The organism is Halomonas sp. DP4Y7-1 (assembly GCF_019800705.1).
Lineage (GTDB): Bacteria > Pseudomonadota > Gammaproteobacteria > Pseudomonadales > Halomonadaceae > Halomonas > Halomonas litopenaei_A.
In genome coordinates this window covers 143,962-162,723 of sequence record NZ_JAHVKS010000001.1, presented here as the reverse complement: position 1 = coordinate 162,723, position 18,762 = coordinate 143,962, and the positions used below count along the sequence as shown (strand labels likewise).

General features: G+C 63.8%; 14 protein-coding genes. 4 read left to right on the top strand and 10 right to left on the bottom strand.

Annotated features, from left to right (window positions below; all coding sequences use genetic code 11):
- The first annotated feature begins 39 nt into the window (after positions 1-39).
- Both KUV72_RS00660 and KUV72_RS00655 read left to right on the top strand, forming a co-directional pair.
- On the top strand, positions 40-1,545 hold the full coding sequence (locus KUV72_RS00660; protein WP_206940114.1) for a tripartite tricarboxylate transporter permease: 1,506 nt from the start codon (positions 40-42) through the stop codon (positions 1,543-1,545).
- Between the two features lie 141 nt (positions 1,546-1,686).
- Positions 1,687-2,757 carry an AbrB family transcriptional regulator gene (locus KUV72_RS00655; RefSeq protein WP_222237094.1) on the top strand — a complete coding sequence of 357 codons (1,071 nt, stop codon included), beginning with the start codon at positions 1,687-1,689 and terminating at the stop codon, positions 2,755-2,757.
- A 27-nt stretch (positions 2,758-2,784) separates the two neighbouring features.
- On the opposite strand, the gene KUV72_RS00650 is transcribed toward KUV72_RS00655, so the two are convergent.
- From KUV72_RS00650 to KUV72_RS00635, 4 genes are all read right to left on the bottom strand, one after another.
- Positions 2,785-3,912, bottom strand: a complete 1,128-nt coding sequence (locus tag KUV72_RS00650; protein WP_222237093.1) for an alpha/beta fold hydrolase — start codon at positions 3,910-3,912, stop codon at positions 2,785-2,787.
- Positions 3,913-3,982: 70 nt separating this feature from the next.
- Complete coding sequence (locus KUV72_RS00645) at positions 3,983-5,554, bottom strand: GMC oxidoreductase (RefSeq protein ID WP_222237092.1); 1,572 nt, start codon at positions 5,552-5,554, stop codon at positions 3,983-3,985.
- Positions 5,551-6,168 carry a hypothetical protein gene (locus tag KUV72_RS00640; protein WP_222237091.1) on the bottom strand — a complete coding sequence of 206 codons (618 nt, stop codon included), beginning with the start codon at positions 6,166-6,168 and terminating at the stop codon, positions 5,551-5,553. The genes KUV72_RS00645 and KUV72_RS00640 overlap by 4 nt, the downstream gene beginning before the upstream one ends.
- A 61-nt stretch (positions 6,169-6,229) precedes the next feature.
- Positions 6,230-7,966, bottom strand: coding sequence for an alkaline phosphatase D family protein (locus tag KUV72_RS00635; RefSeq protein ID WP_222237090.1), 1,737 nt, complete (start codon positions 7,964-7,966; stop codon positions 6,230-6,232).
- 351 nt (positions 7,967-8,317) lie between these two features.
- On the opposite strand from KUV72_RS00635, the gene xseA reads away from it, so the two are divergent.
- Entirely contained in the window at positions 8,318-9,709 is a 1,392-nt protein-coding gene (gene xseA / locus KUV72_RS00630; protein ID WP_222237089.1) for an exodeoxyribonuclease VII large subunit, read from the top strand.
- An 81-nt stretch (positions 9,710-9,790) separates the two neighbouring features.
- Here the strand turns inward: xseA and glrR are convergent, their stop codons facing one another.
- The 6 genes from glrR to KUV72_RS00600 all read right to left on the bottom strand — a co-directional run bounded on the left by glrR (position 9,791) and on the right by KUV72_RS00600 (position 17,701).
- Positions 9,791-11,176: a two-component system response regulator GlrR gene (gene glrR, locus KUV72_RS00625; protein ID WP_222237088.1), complete on the bottom strand. Its 1,386-nt coding sequence runs from the start codon at positions 11,174-11,176 to the stop codon at positions 9,791-9,793.
- Positions 11,177-11,195: 19 nt separating this feature from the next.
- The gene (locus tag KUV72_RS00620) at positions 11,196-11,783 is read right to left on the bottom strand and encodes a hypothetical protein (protein ID WP_261317272.1); all 588 of its coding nucleotides are present in this window, start codon (positions 11,781-11,783) and stop codon (positions 11,196-11,198) included.
- Positions 11,780-13,285, bottom strand: coding sequence for a sensor histidine kinase (locus tag KUV72_RS00615; RefSeq protein WP_206940130.1), 1,506 nt, complete (start codon positions 13,283-13,285; stop codon positions 11,780-11,782). Before KUV72_RS00615 ends, KUV72_RS00620 begins: the two co-directional genes overlap by 4 nt.
- A gap of 931 nt (positions 13,286-14,216) precedes the next feature.
- A complete protein-coding gene (argA, locus tag KUV72_RS00610; protein ID WP_206940132.1) occupies positions 14,217-15,527 on the bottom strand; it encodes an amino-acid N-acetyltransferase in 1,311 nt (436 codons plus the stop codon).
- 144 nt (positions 15,528-15,671) lie between these two features.
- A complete protein-coding gene (locus tag KUV72_RS00605) occupies positions 15,672-16,937 on the bottom strand; it encodes an inorganic phosphate transporter (RefSeq protein ID WP_222237087.1) in 1,266 nt (421 codons plus the stop codon).
- Positions 16,938-17,020: 83 nt separating this feature from the next.
- Positions 17,021-17,701, bottom strand: a complete 681-nt coding sequence (locus KUV72_RS00600; protein WP_206940136.1) for a TIGR00153 family protein — start codon at positions 17,699-17,701, stop codon at positions 17,021-17,023.
- A 134-nt stretch (positions 17,702-17,835) separates the two neighbouring features.
- On the opposite strand from KUV72_RS00600, the gene KUV72_RS00595 reads away from it, so the two are divergent.
- Positions 17,836-18,732, top strand: coding sequence for an inorganic triphosphatase (locus tag KUV72_RS00595; RefSeq protein WP_222237086.1), 897 nt, complete (start codon positions 17,836-17,838; stop codon positions 18,730-18,732).
- The last annotated feature ends 30 nt before the right edge of the window (positions 18,733-18,762 follow it).

Sequence of the window (18,762 nt, the reverse complement as noted above, 5' to 3'; positions counted from 1 at the left end):
AGGCCACCGACGCGACCGCTTCCTGCTCAAGGTATCCCCATGTTCGACTTCCTTATCGAAGGCTTCGGCGTTGCCCTGACGCCACTCAACCTTGGCCTGGCCTTTCTTGGCGCCCTGCTGGGCACCCTGTTCGGGGCTTTGCCGGGGATCGGACCGATCAACGGTATCGCCATCCTGATGCCGCTGGCCTACACCCTGGGCCTGCCGGCCGAGTCCGCACTGATTCTGCTGGCGGGTATCTACACCGGCGCCGAATATGGCGGCCGGATGTCCAGCATTCTGCTCAACGTGCCGGGCGATGCCGGCGCCGTCATGACCACCCTGGACGGCCACCCGCTGGCCAAGAAAGGCCTAGCCGGCCCGGCGCTCGGCCTGTCTGCCGTGGCTTCCTTCATCGGTGCCACCATCGCCATCATCGGCCTGACCCTGTTTGCCCCACTACTGGCCCGGGTCGCGGTGATGTTTGGTCCCGCTGAATTCTTCGCCCTGATGGTGTTCGCCTTCTCTTCCATGTCCGTAATGATGGGCAAGGATCCAATCAAGACTGCCATCGGCGCCGTGCTGGGCGTGTTGATCGGCACCGTTGGCGTCGACTCCGGTACCGGCGTCATGCGCTACACCTTCGGCATGCCGGAGCTCTACGATGGCATCGACTTTGTAGTGATGATCATCGGCCTGTTCGCCATCAGCGAAATCCTGCTGATGCTGGAACACGCCCATCGCAAGGACGTGGACAACGAGCTGCCACCGCTGGGACGCGTGTTCGTCAGCCTCAAGGAAGTGCTGGCCTGCAAGGGCACCATGCTGCGCTCAGGGGTGCTGGGTTTCATCATCGGGGTGTTGCCAGGTACCGGTGCCTCGGTCGCTGGTGCCGTCTCCTACACCACCGAAAAGCGCCTGGTCGACAAGGACAACACCTTCGGCACCGGTGACATGCGCGGCCTGGCCGCCCCCGAGGCCGCCAACAACGCCTCTGCCGCCGGTTCGTTCGTGCCCATGCTGACCCTTGGCATTCCCGGCTCCGGCACCACCGCCGTGTTGCTCGGCGCGCTGATGCTCTACAACATCACGCCGGGCCCGATGATGTTCTCGCAGAACCCGGAAGTGGCCGGTGGTCTGATTGCGTCGCTGTATATTGGCAACCTGGTGCTGCTGGCTCTCAACCTGCCCCTGGCCGGGGTGTTCGCCAAGGTGCTGACGATCCCCCGTTGGGTACTGGTGCCCGCCATCGCCGTGCTATCCTTCGTCGGGGTCTATCAGCTGCATTCCGACCTGACCGCCATCTACCTGATGCTGATCATCGGCGTGTTCGGCTACCTGCTGCGCAAGCTGGGCTTCTCGCTGGCCCCGGTCATTCTCGGCTATGTGCTGGGCGGCTTGATGGAAGAGAACCTGCGCCGTGCTCTGGCGATCAGCGGAGGCGATACCTCCATCCTGTGGCAGTCCGGCATCTCGCTGGGACTGTGGATCGCCGCCATCGCGCTGCTGGTGCTGCCGTGGCTGGTGCCGATGTTGCTGAAACGGCGTCCGTCGGCACAGTCTTGACGCTATCCCTGCGCGGCGCCTGATGGCGCCGCGCGCCGTTTATCCACGACCCACATCGACGGCCATCTGATCCGATCACCACTATCCCCGACATTCTTACTTACCCACGACCCACTGCCGGTCGCCCTGCCAGGAGACGCCATGCCCGCCATTCCCTCTTCTCTTCCCTCCGGCGCCTGGCGATTCCTTCCCACCCTGGCCCTGGGCTCGGTGGGCGGCTACCTGGCCTACCTCATCGATCTGCCGCTCCCGTGGCTGCTGGGGGCGCTGATCACCACCACCCTGATCAGCCTGACCGGCATCAAACTGGGTTCCCCCGGGCGCCTGCGCAAGGGGGTTCTGGTGGTGATCGGCGTCATGCTGGGTTCGGCCTTCACCCCGGAGCTGTCAGGCGATCTCTCGGACTGGCTGGCCAGTGCCGCCATCATGCTCGCTGCCACGGCGGTGATGATGGTGGTCGCGGTCGCCTTCAGCTACAAGGTGGCGGGGCACTCGCTGGACACGGCCTTGTATGCTGGAGCCCCTGGTGGACTGTCGGCGCTGCTGATGATGGCCCATGAGTCCGGCGCGGATCTCAAGGCGGTGGGCATCACCCACGCCGTGCGCATCCTGGTGCTACTGCTGGCGATTCCTCCTATCCTCACCATCATGGGCCATGTAGATCTGGCCGGCGCCAGCAACGGGCCCACCCGCTGGAGTGAACTACCCACCCTGAGCGGAACCGCGTGGCTGGTGGCAGCGGCGGCGCTGGGCGCACTGGTAGGCAAGGTCCTGCGCCTGCCCAACGCCCTGCTGTTCGGCCCCGCCCTGGTGTCGTCGATACTGCACTTCTCGGGCATGACCCACGCGGTGCTTCCGCCTGCGTTGATCGCCCTGGCCCAGGTCGTCATCGGCACCTCGGTCGGCGTGCGCTTCGTCGGGGTCGCGCTGTCGGAGATGGCCAGACATCTAGGGCTGGCCGTGGTGCAGGCGCTGATTCTGGTGATTCTGGCGGTCATCGCCGCCTGGGTCGGCCAGGCCCTGACCGGCATGTCCGTCGCCGCGGCCCTGCTGGCCTACATGCCGGGTGGCGCGCCAGAGCTGAGCCTGGTGGCACTATCGCTCAACATCGAGCCGGCGTTCGTCACCTCCCACCATCTATTGCGCATCACCGTGCTGCTGATCGCCCTGCCGCCGCTGGTGACATGGGCCCACCGGCGACTCAAGAGCTAGGCCGCCTGGTCTCTCACCGCCTGCGATTCATGCATTGGCGCTGATGAAGTCCATCAAGCGCGGGAACACGTCTCGGTCGACCCGCGCCCCCATGAACACGTCCTGGTGACCATAGCCCTCGACAATGTCCAGGCGATGGCGACCAGGCGCCGCCTTCTCCAGTGCGCGGTGGCAATGCAGATTGCTGTCGCTGAAGACTCGGTTATCGCGGCCGGTAAGCAGCAGGCATGGCGTCTCGATGCGCTCTGCGGCGACCAGGTAGTCATCGGGCAAGACGTCATACTCGGGCGCCTTGCGCATTCTCACGGTGCGATGCCCTCGGCGCAGCATCTTCATGACGTGACGGTGATAGTTGAGCCCCACCGGGCCATACAGGTCTCCGCCTCGCCGGTGGGTGCGCTCGTCCAGGTTGTGATGGTGATATAGCGCCGGCCAGCCGGTGCCCCACATCAGCGACAGCATATGGCAGGCAGGCACGTCGCACTCCCGGTGAAACAGCGAGACGCCCTTCGACAGCAGCTTGCCCAGGGTCAGTCGAGGGTCGTCGCTCCAGCGCGGGCTGACATAAGGCTGCTGCAGGATGCGCTCAACGATAAAGGGAAACACGTGGCCCTTGACCATCGACCAGCGTGGCACGTGGGGCGTCAACGCCACACTGTTGAGCACGCAGGAGCGAATCCCCCGGATGGTGCCGCCAAACAGAGCCATGGCGACACTCATCGACCCCAGGCAATGAGCAATGACATGCAGCTGCAGCTCATCCCCGGCGGGATCGCCGGTCAGGCGACGAATCGCCGCCACCGCTGCCGGTATGTCATACACCGCGCAGTCATCCATGGAATAGCGGCTGGGCTGCAGGTTGTAGGGGTGGCGGTTGCTCATGCGGAAATCCAGCGTCCACACCTCGTCGATCCCTTCGTCCAGCAAAAAGCTCACCAGGTTGCGGTGTTCGGGCTGGATAAACATGTCGCTTGATGTCGTCAGCCCATGCACGATCATGACCGCCCGGCGCCCTTTGGCGCAGGAACTGGAACCGCGACTACGGACAAAACGCAGCAACGACAGCCCCAGGCCGTCACCGGTACAGAAGCCATGCTGGCTGATCTCGGCATCGGTCACGCCTTCCAGGGTGTGCAGTGCGATTTCCCGGACCATGGGGTCACCTCTCTATCATCGACCCTGCCGCCACCGAAGAGCCTCATCCTGCCCAGGCAGCAATGTCTTCTCAGGCCAACATCCGCGCCATGGCACGTTCGGCCAGGGCAGCAATAGTGCGTGATGGGTTCAGCCCCAGCGCGCGCGGCACGATGGCACCGTCGAGCACGTACAGCCGCGGATATCCGAATACCTCGCCGGCGTGGTCGACCACCCCGTCCCAACGGTTCTCGCCCATGGGGCAGCCTCCCAGGGGATGAGGCGTCACCAGGTAATCCAAAAGGCGCCAGCTGGGTGGCTCGATGGCGACGCCTCCGGTGAGCTCACTCAACTGCTTGTGTCGATCGCACAGGGCCTGAACCACCGAGCGTGACGCATCCACGCGGTAATCCAGCGACAGCGCGGGCTCTCGCTCCAGCCAACGGCGCGAGAGCCGCAGCACGCCATCGGCAACATCCACGCCCTGGCCGAACCACGGCATCAGGCAACGATCCGGATCGTTGTGCTTGAGCGTTTCCGCCAGCACCGCACGCCAGCCGCTTCGCAGCATGCCGGCGACAGAGGAATGGGCCAGCAGCCGCGAAAGCGCATGGCCTATGAGGTCCGGGTAGCCGCCGTCCTCGACAAGGTAACGCCGGCCCTGATCGATACCGTCAAGAAAGTCGATAGCCGCACTGATGGTCGGGCCGCGACAGGGATCGATACGCCGATTCGGATACATCGCGGGCGTCAGGAAGTCGCCGTTGGCGCACCAGCGATGACCCAACAGGGGCGACAGTTCCGGCAAGGTGCGGTACTGGTCGCGAGCCCGCAGCAAAAGCTCGGTGGAACCCAGCGAGCCCGCCGCCAGGATCACCCGTTCGGCTCGCTCGTGGCGGATGGTTGGCGCGCCCTCGAGATGCTGAAAGGTGACCCGGTAGCCATCGCCCTCTGGCACCAGCGAGCGGACCAGGCTCAGCGGGCGAATATCGCAGCCAAGTTGCTCTGCCCTGGCCAGATAGTTGAGGTCCAGGGTATTGCGTGCTCCCACAGGACAGCCGATATCGCAGTAACCGCAGTGGATGCAGGTCCCCTGGGACTTGCCGTAGGCATTGAGGCTCTGCCGACTGTGCCGACGATGATGCGGCTCTTCCAGCCGGTAATGCCAGTCCGGGTCAAAGCGCACCGCCAAGGGCAGCGAGCGGAAGCGTTCAGGGTGCCCGCTGGCCTCCGCCGCCTGCTTCAGCAGCTTGTGGCGCTCGCTGACCTGAGCCGAGGGCACTTCACAGACCTCCAGCATTTGCCCGACGCGCTGCTGGTAGGGCGCAAGTTCGCTGTAGCTGATGGCCTCCGGCCAGCCGCTGTCGAAGGCAAACGGCTGGGCAGGCACCGAGACATTGGCGTAGACCAGAGAGCCACCGCCGACCCCCGCCCCCTGGGCCACCGCCATGCGCGGAAAAAAGCGCAGGTCGAGCCAGCCATGGCGGCCCCGCGGTTCTTCAACGTCGAAGCACCAGTCATCGTCAGGCCCCCGCGGGAAGTCCTCGCGCTCCCAACGCCGTCCTCGTTCCAGCACCAGCACCCGCTGGCCAGCCTCGGCCAGACGACAGGCCGCCACTGCGCCACCAAATCCGGAGCCCACCACAATCGCGTCGTAGCTCATGCGTCGGACTCCCGGCGGATCACCCAGGGGGCATACAGGTGCCACAGTTCACCGAAGAAGAAGCGACCAAAGTCCGCGACCGTCGCCAGGTCCCCCCGACCGCTGGGCGTCAATGTCCCGAGCATGGCCATCAGCTCCGCTACCCCCAGGTGGAGTACCCCCGCCCCTATGATATCGGCGGTGTCGCTGACACCTTCATGCAAGGTGGTGTACAGCGTCGTGGTGTCTCTCCACAGATCGGGCCCAGGATCATCGTGTACGCGCTTGACGCCATGCAGAAAGAGTCGCCTGTGGCCGTATTCCAGCAACGCATCGTAGACCATCTGACGCCCGGCTCCAGGCCCCTGGGAAAACAGCTGAAAATCGCCTTCCAGAATGACCAGGCCCAGCCCCAGGGGGGCAAAGTCAACCACGCCACCCAGCTTGCCGTGGTGATGCTCGTCGGCCAGAAAGGCATTCATGTCGTCGATCTGGATCTTGGCGTGCAGCGCAAGCTCGGTGCCTTCGCGATGTCCCAACCGCTCACCGCGCTCGGGCATCTGGCTATCCAGCGAGAAGTGGCCGGACATGCTCTCCTCGAAGGTCAAGCCTGGCGCCATGGTGATTCTGTTCACACGCACCTCCCTGCCACGATGGTTGCTCCCCTGGCTCGCCTCAACTGCCAACGTTCATCGGCTACCAGGGACTCAGCTCGAGGTCGTTATAGGCCACGGTCTGGCCATTCGGTCCCGCTACCTTTACCTCGTGACCGTCCCTGTCCAGCACCCTCACCCTCAGCCGATGGCGCTGGCGATCCACCTCGAGGCGGCAGAAGTTCTCCTGCTGATAGAAGCCGTATGCCCGGTAGTGCAGGGTCATGGCACCGTCGAACAGCGGGAAGCCATCGCGCTGTCCCGCCACCCGGGAGTCGTGCACGAAGCCGTTGGGGTCTCCATCGGCCCAGAAGAACGGCCAGTACAGGGCCGAGGAGGTAATGTCGTAGAGCCGCTGCCCGCCGCCGCCTCCCTCTTCTTCAACATGCATCTCAGCGATATTGGCGCAATGAACGTCGCCGCTGAGAAAGATCACGTTGTCGATACCTGCGGTGACGATGTGTTCGATCAAGGCCTTGCGGGTCGTTGGAAAGCCGGACCAGCTGTCGCTGTCGGCTCGGCGTGACAGGTTGGTGCGCGCCAGGTCCACCGCCGCCTGGTCGTCGTGGCCATCTAGGCTGGGGTCCAGTCGCTCGTCCAACGGGCTGGGGGCAAACACCGTGGAGGTCACGATGAACTTGGGGACCGCTCCCCACCGCGCCTGCTGGTCGCTCAGCCATTGCAGCAACAGATCCAGCTGAGAGGGGTGCAGGGGGTCGATACTGGGCCGCCCCAGCAGGTGATTGTCCATCACCCGCCCCTCGCGCCCGTAGGTGCGATGGGTGCGGGTATCGCAGACGAAGAAGGGATAACCGCCGCAGTCGAAGTGATAGTGCAGGTGGCGACCGAAGCTGCGTGGCCCGTGGGACCACTGGTAGCTCATGTAAGCACCGATGGCGACGTTGAACAGCTCGCGCTTGGTGCTCAGCCGGTCGCGATGCCAGTTGTCCTCGATCTCGTGGTCGTCGAGGATCATGTACACCGGGGCCTGGCGCAGGAAACGCCGCGCCAGCGGCGAGCCAAAGGCCGTGCGATAGCGCTCCTGGAACTCCGCGAAGGTATCGGCCCGACCGATCGGCAGGTAGCGACTGTACTGGTCGGCGTAGATCTGGTCACCGACCAGCAGACTGAAGCGCGCTGCCGCTCGGCTGCCTCGGGGGCGCAGGTGCTGCTGCATGGGACCGAAGATGCGGTCCGACTCCTTGGTCTTCCATAGCGTGCCTGGATAGCGACAGGACCCCAACAGAAAGGCCAGACGGGCTGACGGCTGCTCCGGAAAGGTCGTGAATTCCGCCTCGCAGTGAGCACCCTCCAGGCTGGCCAGCAAGTTGGACATGCCGCCGATATCCGGCAGCCGCGCCACGATCTCGCTATCGCTGAGACTCTCGACGTCTGGGGTGGTGTCATCCAGGGTCAGGGTGGCGACACGCACCCGGTAGCGGGTGTCCGGCGCCAGGGGCACCACGCCATCTGGCTGCCCCAGCGGAGCGACACCGTCCTTTGCGCCAAGGCCCTGCTCGGCACCCAGCTCGAAGGTGCCGGTGCGGTCGAATTCACGATGCAGGCGGAAGTAGAAAGCATGCGCCCGGGGTGGGCTACCTGCCAGCCGACACGGCATCCCGTTATCTTCCACCACGGCTACCAGCCCCACGGTTCTCAGCGAGGCGCTAAGATCGACTCCGTCGTCGCTGGGAGTGATGCCACGCACCCACAGCCGGCAACTATGGGCGGTGGTATGTCCGACGATAGGCCCGATATCGGGCGAGCGCAGTCCCGACATGGGGCCTCCTGCGTCACGATGTCTCGTCCCTGTGTGTCTAGTCCTTGAGTGTCCAGCCCTGTGTCCGCGTCACGATCTGTCCAGCTCACTGTATCTAGGTCAGTGTGTCTGCATCACGACGTCGCCTGCGCGGTGCGGTTCGCTACGGCTCCCACTTCCGCCATCGCTCAACGTTGTGCCAACGCTTCTATCACACACTGAGAGTAAAGATAGTTCGCCTTTGGTGAAGCGGCGACCTGGCCTCTGCTACCCTGTGGCTTCACTGCTGCCATGCCTGTTCCGACTGCCTGTCTTCTGGTGGAGTCGTCGTGACTGGCCTGGTTCACGCCCCACCCTTCAGGAATTGCCGTCATGTTGGATCCTTCGGACGACCCCCAGCACGTGCTATCGGTCAGCGATCTCAACCTGCGCGCGCGGCAGGCACTGGAAGCGGATCTTGGCGAACAGTGGATCGAAGGCGAGCTGTCTGGCGTCTCCAGGCCGGCCTCGGGCCATCTTTACTTCACCCTCAAGGACGAGCGCGCCCAGGTCAAAGCCGTGCTGTTCCGCACTCGGGCGCGATTCGTCTCTACGCCCATGCGCGACGGTGACCTGGTTCGAGTACGCGCCAGGGTGTCGTTGTTCGAGCCAAGAGGGGACTATCAGCTGATCGTGGAGGCGGTCCAGGCCGCGGGCGCTGGGGCGCTTCTGGCGGCACTCGAGGCGCTCAAGACCCGCCTGGCCAACGAGGGCGTCTTCACCAACGCACGCCCCCTCGCCTACCCTCCCCGCCATGTGCTGGTGCTGTCGTCTGCCACGGGAGCCGCCCTGCGCGACGTGCTGGCGGTGCTGAGCAAACGCTGGCCGCTGACCACGGTGACGTTGATTGCCGTGCCGGTGCAAGGCGCCGAGGCGGCACCGGCGATCATTGCCGCCCTTGGTCTGCTCAATCGCCAGCCAGCGCTCGATCCCGCACAAGACGTGGTACTGATCACCCGTGGTGGCGGCAGCCTGGAGGACCTGTGGGCCTTCAATGACGAACATCTGGCCAGAGCCATTCATCATTCCCGTCTGCCGGTGATGTCAGCGGTAGGTCATGAAACCGACCAGAGCCTGTCCGATCTGGCGGCGGATGCCAGCGCGCCGACGCCCTCAGCCGCGGCCGAACGGCTGGTGCCATCGAAACAGGAGCTGGTCAGCCAACTCAGGCAACTCGAAGGGAGACTCAAGGGCGCCCAGTTACGCCACTTGCAGCGGGAAGGACAGCGACTGGATCACCTGCGGGCGCGGCTACGCCATCCCGGGGAGGCCATCGTGCGCCAGCGCCAGACACTCGACCAGCTGCGCTCACGCATGGCGCGGGCCATGGCCGGGAGGATGAACGGCGAGCAGCAACGCTACCTCGATCTGACCCGGCGCCTGGCGCTACGCTCTCCACAACGGGCTCTGGCGGAGCATCACAAACAGCTGACCGACCTGAAGCGACGGCTTGTGGCTGCCCAGCACCAGCAGCTGACGCGACAGCGCCAGCGACTGAGCGCCACTGTGCGCGAGTTGCAGGCCGTCAGTCCACTGGCCGTGCTGGCTCGTGGCTACAGCATCCTGACCAATCCACGGGGTGAGGCGCTGACCCAGGCGAGCCAGACGCACCCAGGGGAGCACCTGCAGGCTCGCCTGCAGGAGGGGGTCCTGCATCTCGAGGTGATCGATACCGCCCCGGCCAGCGAGCGCTCCCCCACCGTCATCGATCCTGGCAGCTCCTGACAACGGGGACTGACAACGGCTTCTGGCGACGGAGCCCGACTCACTGCGGAAGCCGTCGCCGGCTGGCGCTCCTACGCCTGGCTAGCGCGCCTGATCGGCCATTCCCGGCTTGAACGATGCGGGTTCCAGCTCGTGACGGGACAGCAGCTTGTAGAAGTCGGTGCGGTTGCGGCCTGCGATGCGTGCCGCCTGTGTCACATTGCCTTCAGTGATCTTCAGCACCTTGACCAGATAGCTACGCTCAAAGCCTGCCCTCGCGTCGTTGAAGGTCGGCATGGCATTGTCTTCCGCCGCCAACGCCTGGGCCACCAAGGCTTCGGGAATCATTGGCGCACTGGACAGCGCCACGCACTGTTCCACCACGTTGACCAGCTGACGCACGTTGCCAGGCCAGGCGCAGGTTGCCAGCAGATTGAGCGCTTCCGGCGAGACGCCCTTGACGAACGGCTTGTGGCGCGACGCCGCCTGGGCAACCAGGTGCTTCACCAGCAGCGGCACATCCTCGGCGCGATCCTTGAGCGCCGGCAGCTTCAGATTGACCACGTTCAGTCGATAGTAGAGGTCTTCACGAAACTCGCCTTCGTGCATGGCCTGGTCGAGATCGCGGTGGGTCGCTGACAGCACCCGCACATCCACCGGTACTGACGTGGTGGAGCCCACTGGCCGTACCTGACGCTCCTGCAGCACGCGCAGCAGCTTGACCTGTATCGCCAGGGGCATGTCCCCGATTTCGTCCAGGAACAGGGTGCCGCCATCTGCCGCCTGGAACAGGCCACCATGTTCGCTGATGGCGCCCGTAAAGGCGCCCTTGGCGTGGCCGAACAGCTCGCTTTCCAGCAGTTGTTCCGGCAAGGCACCGCAGTTGATCGCAATGAAAGGCTTGTCGGCCCGCGCGCTGGCCTTGTGAATCGCGTTGGCCAACAGCTCCTTGCCGGAGCCAGAAGGTCCGGTGACCAATACGCTGACGTCGGAGCCTGCCACCATCCTGGCCTGCTCGAGGATCCGCTCCATCTCGGGACTGCGGGTAATGATGGCCTCGCGCCAACTGTCATCACCTTCGACACCGCTGGCGGTGTTCGACAATGCATCGTCAATGGCACCGAACAGCTCTTCACGGTCCACCGGCTTGGTCAGGAAACTGAACACACCCTGGCGAGTGGCGCTGACCGCATCCGGAATCGACCCATGGGCGGTGAGGATGATCACCGGAAGACCCGGCATGCGCCGCTGAATTTCCTGAAACAGCGCCATGCCGTCCATTTCATCCATGCGCAAATCCGACAACACCAGATCCGGGCGCCCTTCCTCCAGTCGCTTGAGCGCCTCGCGACCGCTCTCGGCAGTGGTAACGCGATAGCCGCGGCTTTCCAGGCGCATGCCAAGAAGTTTCAGCAGGCTGACATCATCGTCAACCAGCAGTACATGGGCACTCGTCTTGGCACTCAGGGTTGCTGCGACTTGCTTCATATCGCCGTCTCCACAGGTTTCATTCCGTCTGTTGGCGCAGATTGATGTTCTGTTCGATCGCGGTCAGCGCGTCCAGCTTGTCGGCCAGCGCCTGATTCTCCTCACGCAGTCGCGATAGCTCGCCATGGTGACGTCCGGCCCGCTGGCTGAGAGCACGGCGGCCCTCCAGCTCGTTAAGCCAGTAGCGCATCAGCGGCTGCAGTTCGCTGGGGGCCATGCTGAGGTCGGCCTTGTACAATTCGGAGGCCTGGTTCCACTGCGCCTCGCTGCCCCAGGCAAGCACCACGGCACGGCCAAGGCGTTGTTCCGGCGCGTGCCCTTCCAGCAGGGCCAGCATGGTATTGCGCCACTCGCGGTCTCCCCGCTGGGAGGCAAGCCCAAAGGCGACCCAGTCCGTCAGCATGCACTCTGACTCAGCGAAGGTGGGAATATCGGCATGGCATGCGCTCAGGTCGAGCGTTTCGACCTTGGGTGCGGTCACGCCACCAGGCTCGATAGGCAGGTACTCACAGCCGCTGAGCAGCGCCACCAGGGCGACAACAGCAGCGGGGCCGGCGGCGCGATATCGCGAGCGCCGGGGTGTCAGGGTCACACCCCTAGAGGTCATAGCGTCAGGTTCCTTGCGTGCTGGCCCGTCAATGCGGGCCTTGTATCGTTATAGGGGTCGCTACCGCGACCCTGTGGCGGCGCCACGGGCAGACTCAGGCGAAAGCACACCGGCCAGTCTGGATCGTCGACCAGTTCGAGCCGGCCATTTTGCAGCCGTGCGCAGTCTGCCGCCACCGACAGGCCAATCCCGGAGCCTTTGAGGGCGCCCTTGCGGCGAGCCCGGCCTTGATAGAAGGCCTCGAACAGATGCTCGCGATCCTGCTCTGCGATCGGATCGCCGGTATTGGCCACCTCAAGTTCCAGGCGGTCCTGGCGGGTCCGAGCCCGAATAAGCAGCTTGCCGCCGTCTTCTCCATATGCCACCGCATTGGATACCAGGTTATCCAGCAGTCTGGCGGTGGCCTGGTGATCGGCGTTCCACTGCAGCGGACCGGAAAACACCTCGACCTGCATGTCCTTCGATTGCAGGCTGAGCCTGTGCTTGGCCAGCACCTCGCGCGCCACGGTCGCCATGTCGATGCGCTCGATGGAGGCACTGCGGTGATGCTGCAGCAAATTATAGTCCAGCAGCTGCTCGATCAGCCGTTGAAGCTCGGCGCCACTGGCGTCGATCAACTCCAGCACTTCTCGCTGACGAGGGCTGAGCTCACCTGCCACCCCATCAGACAGCAGGGCGGAGCCCTCTCGCACACTGGCCAGCGGCGTCTTCAACTCATGGGACATATGCCGCAGGAACTGCTGCTTCTGCGCTTCGAGCTCTTCAAGGCGGTGGGTCAGCCAGTCCAGACGCTCACCCAGGGCGACCAGCTCCGCGGGACCCTGAACGCGACCAGCGAGACGATCCTGATGACCACTGCCGATGCCGAGAATACGCCGCTCCAACTGACGCACCGGGCGAATGATCAGCCGCGTGAACAGCAGCATCAACAGCAGGCTGGATGACACCAGCGCCCCCGTCTGCCACCACAGCCGCTGCTGCACCTGCTCGGCCCTTTCGCGTATGGCATCCAGGCGCTGATCGATGCGCAGGTTGGTGGCCTGGCGCATGCCTTCGACGTGTCGGGAAAAGGGGACAAAGGTGTCCAGCGAACCGATGAAGGCGTCCTGCTCCTTCTCGGGCAGGGTCGCCAGCTGATTCAACAGCCGTTCCAGTGCCAGGATGTCGGGGTCCTCAGGCAGCAGCAGGCGCTGGCGCGCCAGCAACTGGCGGAATTCCGCCACCCTCTCGGCGTAGATGTCGAGCAGACTCTCTTCCTGAACCACGGCGTACTGGCGCGCCCCACGCTCCATCTCCACCGCCAGGGAGCCCAGGGTGCGGGCACGCCGTGTCTCCGACACCGCTTGACGAGCGCTGACTTCGGCCAGGCGCGACAATTCGGACAGCGCCTGACCTGCCTGGTACATCAGTACACCAAGCGGCAGCATCACCACCACAAAGGCCAGCAATACCAGTTGCAACAACGAACGGGGGCGCCAACGGCGCGTAGCGGCAGTGGTCATGACCAGAGTTCTGTGAAGGAAGGTGAATGAAGCGTCCATCAATCCATCCAGAAGGATACCAGAGTTAGGCCACTCGCCCCGCGTCAACCTCTCATTCGGCATCGCTTGCGAAAAAAAAGGGGCCGGCTGAGCCGGCCCGAATACGCAGGGAACTGAAGGGTCGAAAAACAGATCAATCGATGGCCTGGTCCGCCCATTGAACGGTTTTCCGTTGGCCCGAAGGCCCGAAGCCAGAACACCGCCGTCGTCACCAGGGACCTGACGGTGTTCAGCGGATGGTCTCCCATCCCGCCTCGTTCTGGCCCCGTCGCCGCAGCGCCGGAGCGACATACTCCCCCGAAGGGGTCGGCATCCTTGCCAGAGCATCCTTGCTCTTCACGATACCTGTCCATGCCAACAAGGCCGGTACCGTCTCATCGCAACCTTGTGTTTCACATAGCGTGTCGCACATCACGCGGAGCAGACGCAGAGATCGACATAGACGCACAGGGCAGTGATTCTGTGCCAACCTCGGAGAATTAGACGGCTATCCGGCTAGTCCTCCCCGCTCGTTAAATACATAGCGAAAGCTGTGCCAAAAAAACATAAAAGCAATTAATATCAACAAGATAAAAAATTCGAAACGCCACCAAACCGTGCTGTAAGCTCAATCAGCGTCGATCGACATGTCGCCCACGACCCAAAACGTCTCTGTTTGCCGACGCAATTTCAGGATTTTTTCAGAAAACCAGGAAAAACAAAAAGATGCGGCGTCTCCTATTGGAGACGCCGCATCTTTTCTGAGACTCCCTACCAACAACAGGGCTTGTCGCTAGGGCGGATAAACCGGGCTGACAAACAGCGCTTGTCGGTGCCGACGGTCAATCTCCCCGCGAATGCACGCACGGCGATCATCGTGACCGGTCAGCTACTCACCCGGAGCTTGCCTAGGCTATAACCCCTTGCAAAGAACCTTGGACTGCCGCGCATGATTGTAGGCATCGCGCCTGAGCGGTGGGAGCTCGTCCAGCGCCGATGGCACGAAACCATGCTCCAGAAACCAGTGGGCCGTATGCGTCGTCAGTGCGAACAGACGCTGAATCCCCTGCCGCCGAGCCAGACGCTCGATCTCTGCCAGCAGGCGCTCCCCCCTGGCCCCACTGCGATAGTCAGGATGCACCGCCACGCAGGCCAGCTCGGCGACGCTTGCGTCAGTGAAACGGTGCAGTGCGGCGCAACCGATCACCATGCCATCCCGCTCGATGACCAGGTAGTCATCAATTTCATGCTCCAGTCGCTCGCGGGAACGTGGCACCAGCATACCGCGCTTCTCGAGGGGCTCCAGCAGCTCGAGCAACCCTCCGATATCATCGATCTCGGCCGCTCGGAGCTGCTCATAGCGATGCTCGGTGATCATGGTGCCGACACCATCACGGGTGAACAGCTCGGCCAGCAATGCATCCGCATCACGCCAGGACAGCAGGTGGGTGCGCGCCACCCCGTGGGTGGCCGCCTCGCAGGCGGCCTCCAGATGTCGCGAGCGCTCTTCCGCCGGATCAGCCTCGGCCAACAGCGGGCGCGCCTGGGCAGGGGTAAGCTGGCGTAACAGCTGCCCGCCCTCATCGCACAGGCCGTCGGACTGCCCCAGCAGGATCAGCTTGTCGGCCTTGAGCGCCACAGCGACCTGCTGGGCGACTTCTGCCGCATCCAGGTCAAACACTTCGCCGGTGCTGGAGAAGCCAAGCGGTGGCAACAACACCAGCGACTGCTGGTCGAGCAAGGCCCGCACCGCACCAGAGCGCACCCGGCGCACCTCGCCGGAGCGTTGAAAGTCGACACCGTCACGCACGCCCAGCGGCTTGGCCATGACCAGATTGCCGGACACGGTCGTCAGCTCGATGCCATGCAGCGGCGTATTGGGTAGCCCCAGCGACAGCCGTGCTTCCAGCCACAGACGCTGCTCGGCGGCGACACGCTCCACCCGAGCCATGATGGTGTCGTCGGCCACCCAACGTGCCTGGTGGCGCACCGGAACGATGCCCTCACTGTCGAGCACGGCGTGCACCTGGTGACGAATGCCAAAGACCACCACCAGCTTGACCCCCAGGGTATGCAGCAGTGCCAGATCCTGAATCAGGGACTCGCCTCGGCCGGCCGCCATCGCCTCCCCTTCGACCAGCACCACAAAGGTTCGGCCTCGGTGGGCATTGATGTAGGGGGATGAGTGGCGAAACCAGTCAACGAAGGAGAAAGAGGTAGTCAAGGACCGAACCTGCTGCAGCGGACGAGGGGAATGATGGAGTCATCACTATATCAGAGCCTGCTGGCGCTCCACACCTGCGTGCCCAGGGTCGCAAACGACGACGGCGCCCGCAGGCGCCGTCGATAAACAGGGCAGACACCGAGATCAGTTGAAGATGCCCTTGAACATGAAGAAGAACATGATGGCGAGACCCGCACCCGCCGGCAGCGTGATCAGCCAAGACATCACGATGGTGCCGATGACGCGCAGGTTGAGCGCGGCCAGACCGCGTGCCAGTCCCACACCAAGCACCGCACCTACCAGCGTATGGGTGGTCGAGATCGGCAGACCGGTGCCCGATGCCAGCACCACCGTGGTGGCGGCGGCCAGGGTCGCGGCGAAGCCACGGCTCGGCGTCAGTTCGGTGATGCCGGTCCCCACGGTGGCGATGACCTTGTGGCCATAGGTCACCAGGCCGACGACGATACCCCCGCCGCCGAGCACCAGCACCCACCAGGGCACAACCGACGCCCCTTGAATGCTGCCGTGCTCATGCACCACGCTGATGACCGCCGCCAGCGGGCCCACGGCGTTGGCCACGTCGTTGGAGCCATGGGCAAACGCCATGGCGCAGGCGGTAAAGATCATCAGTACGCCGAAGACTCGCTCGACCCCTTCAAAGCCGAAGGCATCGGTCTTGCGCTGGCTGCGATCGATGCTGCGCTCACGCCAGACACCCAGACCCGCCAGCGCCACACCAAAGGCCAAGGCAATCAGCAGGCTCTCGAAGGGCGCCAGGTGCAGACCCACATGCTTGAGGCCCTTGGTCAAGGTCACCATGGCGACGATGAAGCCGACCAGGAACACGTACATGGGCACGTAGCGCTTGGCCGCGACGAACGGATCGTCGGCCTCGAAGACCAGGCGCTGGACCGATTTGAACAGCATGAAGCCAATGGAACCCGCCAGCAGCGGGGACACGATCCAGCTGGCGGCGATCTGGCCGACCTTGCTCCAACCGACGGCCTCGATACCAAGGCCGGCCAGGGCAAAACCGACAATCGCGCCGACGATGGAGTGGGTGGTGGACACCGGCCAACCCTTCATCGAGGCGATCAACAGCCAGGTCCCTGCCGCCAGCAGCGAGGCCAGCATGCCGTAGACCAAAAGTTGTGGATCGTTTTCGAGCAGCGCCGGATTGATGATGCCTTTGCGGATCGTTTCCGTGACCTGGCCACCGGCCAGCCAGGCGCCGAGGAATTCGAAGATGACGGCGATAATGATCGCCTGTTTGATGGTGACCGCCCGAGACCCTACCGAGGTCCCCATGGCGTTGGCGACGTCATTGGCGCCGACACCCCAGGCCATGAAGAAACCAAACACGCAGGCCAGTAGGATGAAGATGTCACCGTGCTGGGCAATGATCGACATGGGAGAAGATCCCTTGATTGCTGACTGAGGAAACTCTGAATGACGTCAGGCCGCGCTGGCGCGGCCTGTCGGGGCGACGGTCTTCAATTCGCCGTCATGATCTGGAGGCGACTGCCGACCCGCTCGGCGCGGTCCGACACTTCACCGATCCATTCGATGATCTGATAGAGGAACATCACGTCAACCGGCGGCAGGTCCTTCTCGAGGACAAACAGCTGGCGGCGAATGGCGATCTGCTGCTCGTCGGCACGTTGTTCCAGCGCGTGCAGATCACGAATCAGCTTCTGCATCAGCTCGGTCACGTTCTTGCCGAAGCCGGACTCGAGCAGGTCCTTGAGTTCTTCCAGGGCCTGGCGTGCCTGGGCGACACAGTCTACCGATGTGGCGATGTACTCGCGCATCGGCGTCGCCAGGGAGTCGGGCACCTGCATCTGACGCCCGAGCATGATGCCGGTGATATCGCGGGTCTTGTTGGCGATCTTGTCCTGCACGCTGACCAGATCGAGCAGGTCAGAGCGAGATACCGGCAAGAACAGGGTATTGGGCAAGTTGAGACGCAGCTCGGTCTTGAGCGAGTCGGCCTCATGCTCGAGTCGAGTGATCACTTCGCGGTGCGCGGCGGCAGCATCCCAGTCACCCTGCAGCGTTGCCTCGAAGAACGGCAACAGCTCAGCAGAGCAGTCGTGGGCCTTTTCGATGTGGGCCAGCAGCGGTTGAAACGGGGAGCGGCCAAACATCGCCGAAAACGGATTTGATGTCACCATAGGGAGTCACGGACACTGGAGAAATGGCGGCGACAGTATAGTGACCCCAAACTGTCACGTCATGGAAAAGTTACCGTCATCACCACGCAATCTTGACCCGGTCCATATTCCCTTTGGCACGCCAGGACACCACTATGAGCCATGAAATCGAACTAAAGCTCGCCCTCGGACAGCATGGCCCCGACGCGCTGCGCCGCCACCCTCGCCTGGCCGGCGCCGACAGCCAGCGCAAGACGCTGATCAATACCTACTTCGACACCCCTGAAGATGACCTGAAAAAGGCACGCGTCGCCCTCCGGCTCAGAAAGATCGGCGACCAGTGGCTGCAGACCTTGAAAACCAGTGGCCAGGGCAGCTCCGGCTTGTCCACCCGTGGCGAGTGGGAGTGGCAGGTAGACGGCGACCAGCTGGACCTCGACGGTCTGCGTAACTTGCCGCCCTTTCAGGCGCTGGCCGATGACGTCGACATCGATGTGCTGCTGTCGCGCCTGAGGCCTCGCTTCACCACCAACTTCCAGCGCCAGCTGTGGTGGGTAGACAGCGATGGCAGCCAGATCGAAGTCGCCCTCGACGAGGGCTCCATCGAGGTGGGCGAGGCCTGCTGCGTCATTCGTGAGCTGGAGCTCGAACTCAAGCAGGGTGAGGCGTCGCGCCTGCTCGAACTGGCCGAGGGCTTCGCTGAAAGCGTGCCGCTGCGGCCTTCGGACTCGAGCAAGGCCGCACGCGGCACCGCCCTCACCCAAGGCTGGCAACTGCCCCCTGGCAGAGGACCACAGGATCGCCTGCACCAGGTGGTCGTTGCTCTGGATGCCTACGCAGATACCCAGCAGCAGCGCTGGCGCGAGGCCGCCTGCGAGGCGCTTGGACACCTAGCCGAGGACAGCGACAGTGCCGACATCAGCCGCGACGTTCACAGCTTGCGCGACGCGTTGCAGCAGGCTACGCAGGAGCAGGACTGGCTCACCTCGGAGATGGGAGCGCTATTGTTGCGGTTGGGTCGCCGGCTACCCCAGAGCGTCGAGATGGAGTAACGTCAGTGGCGAGGTAGCGCGCCGTCTACG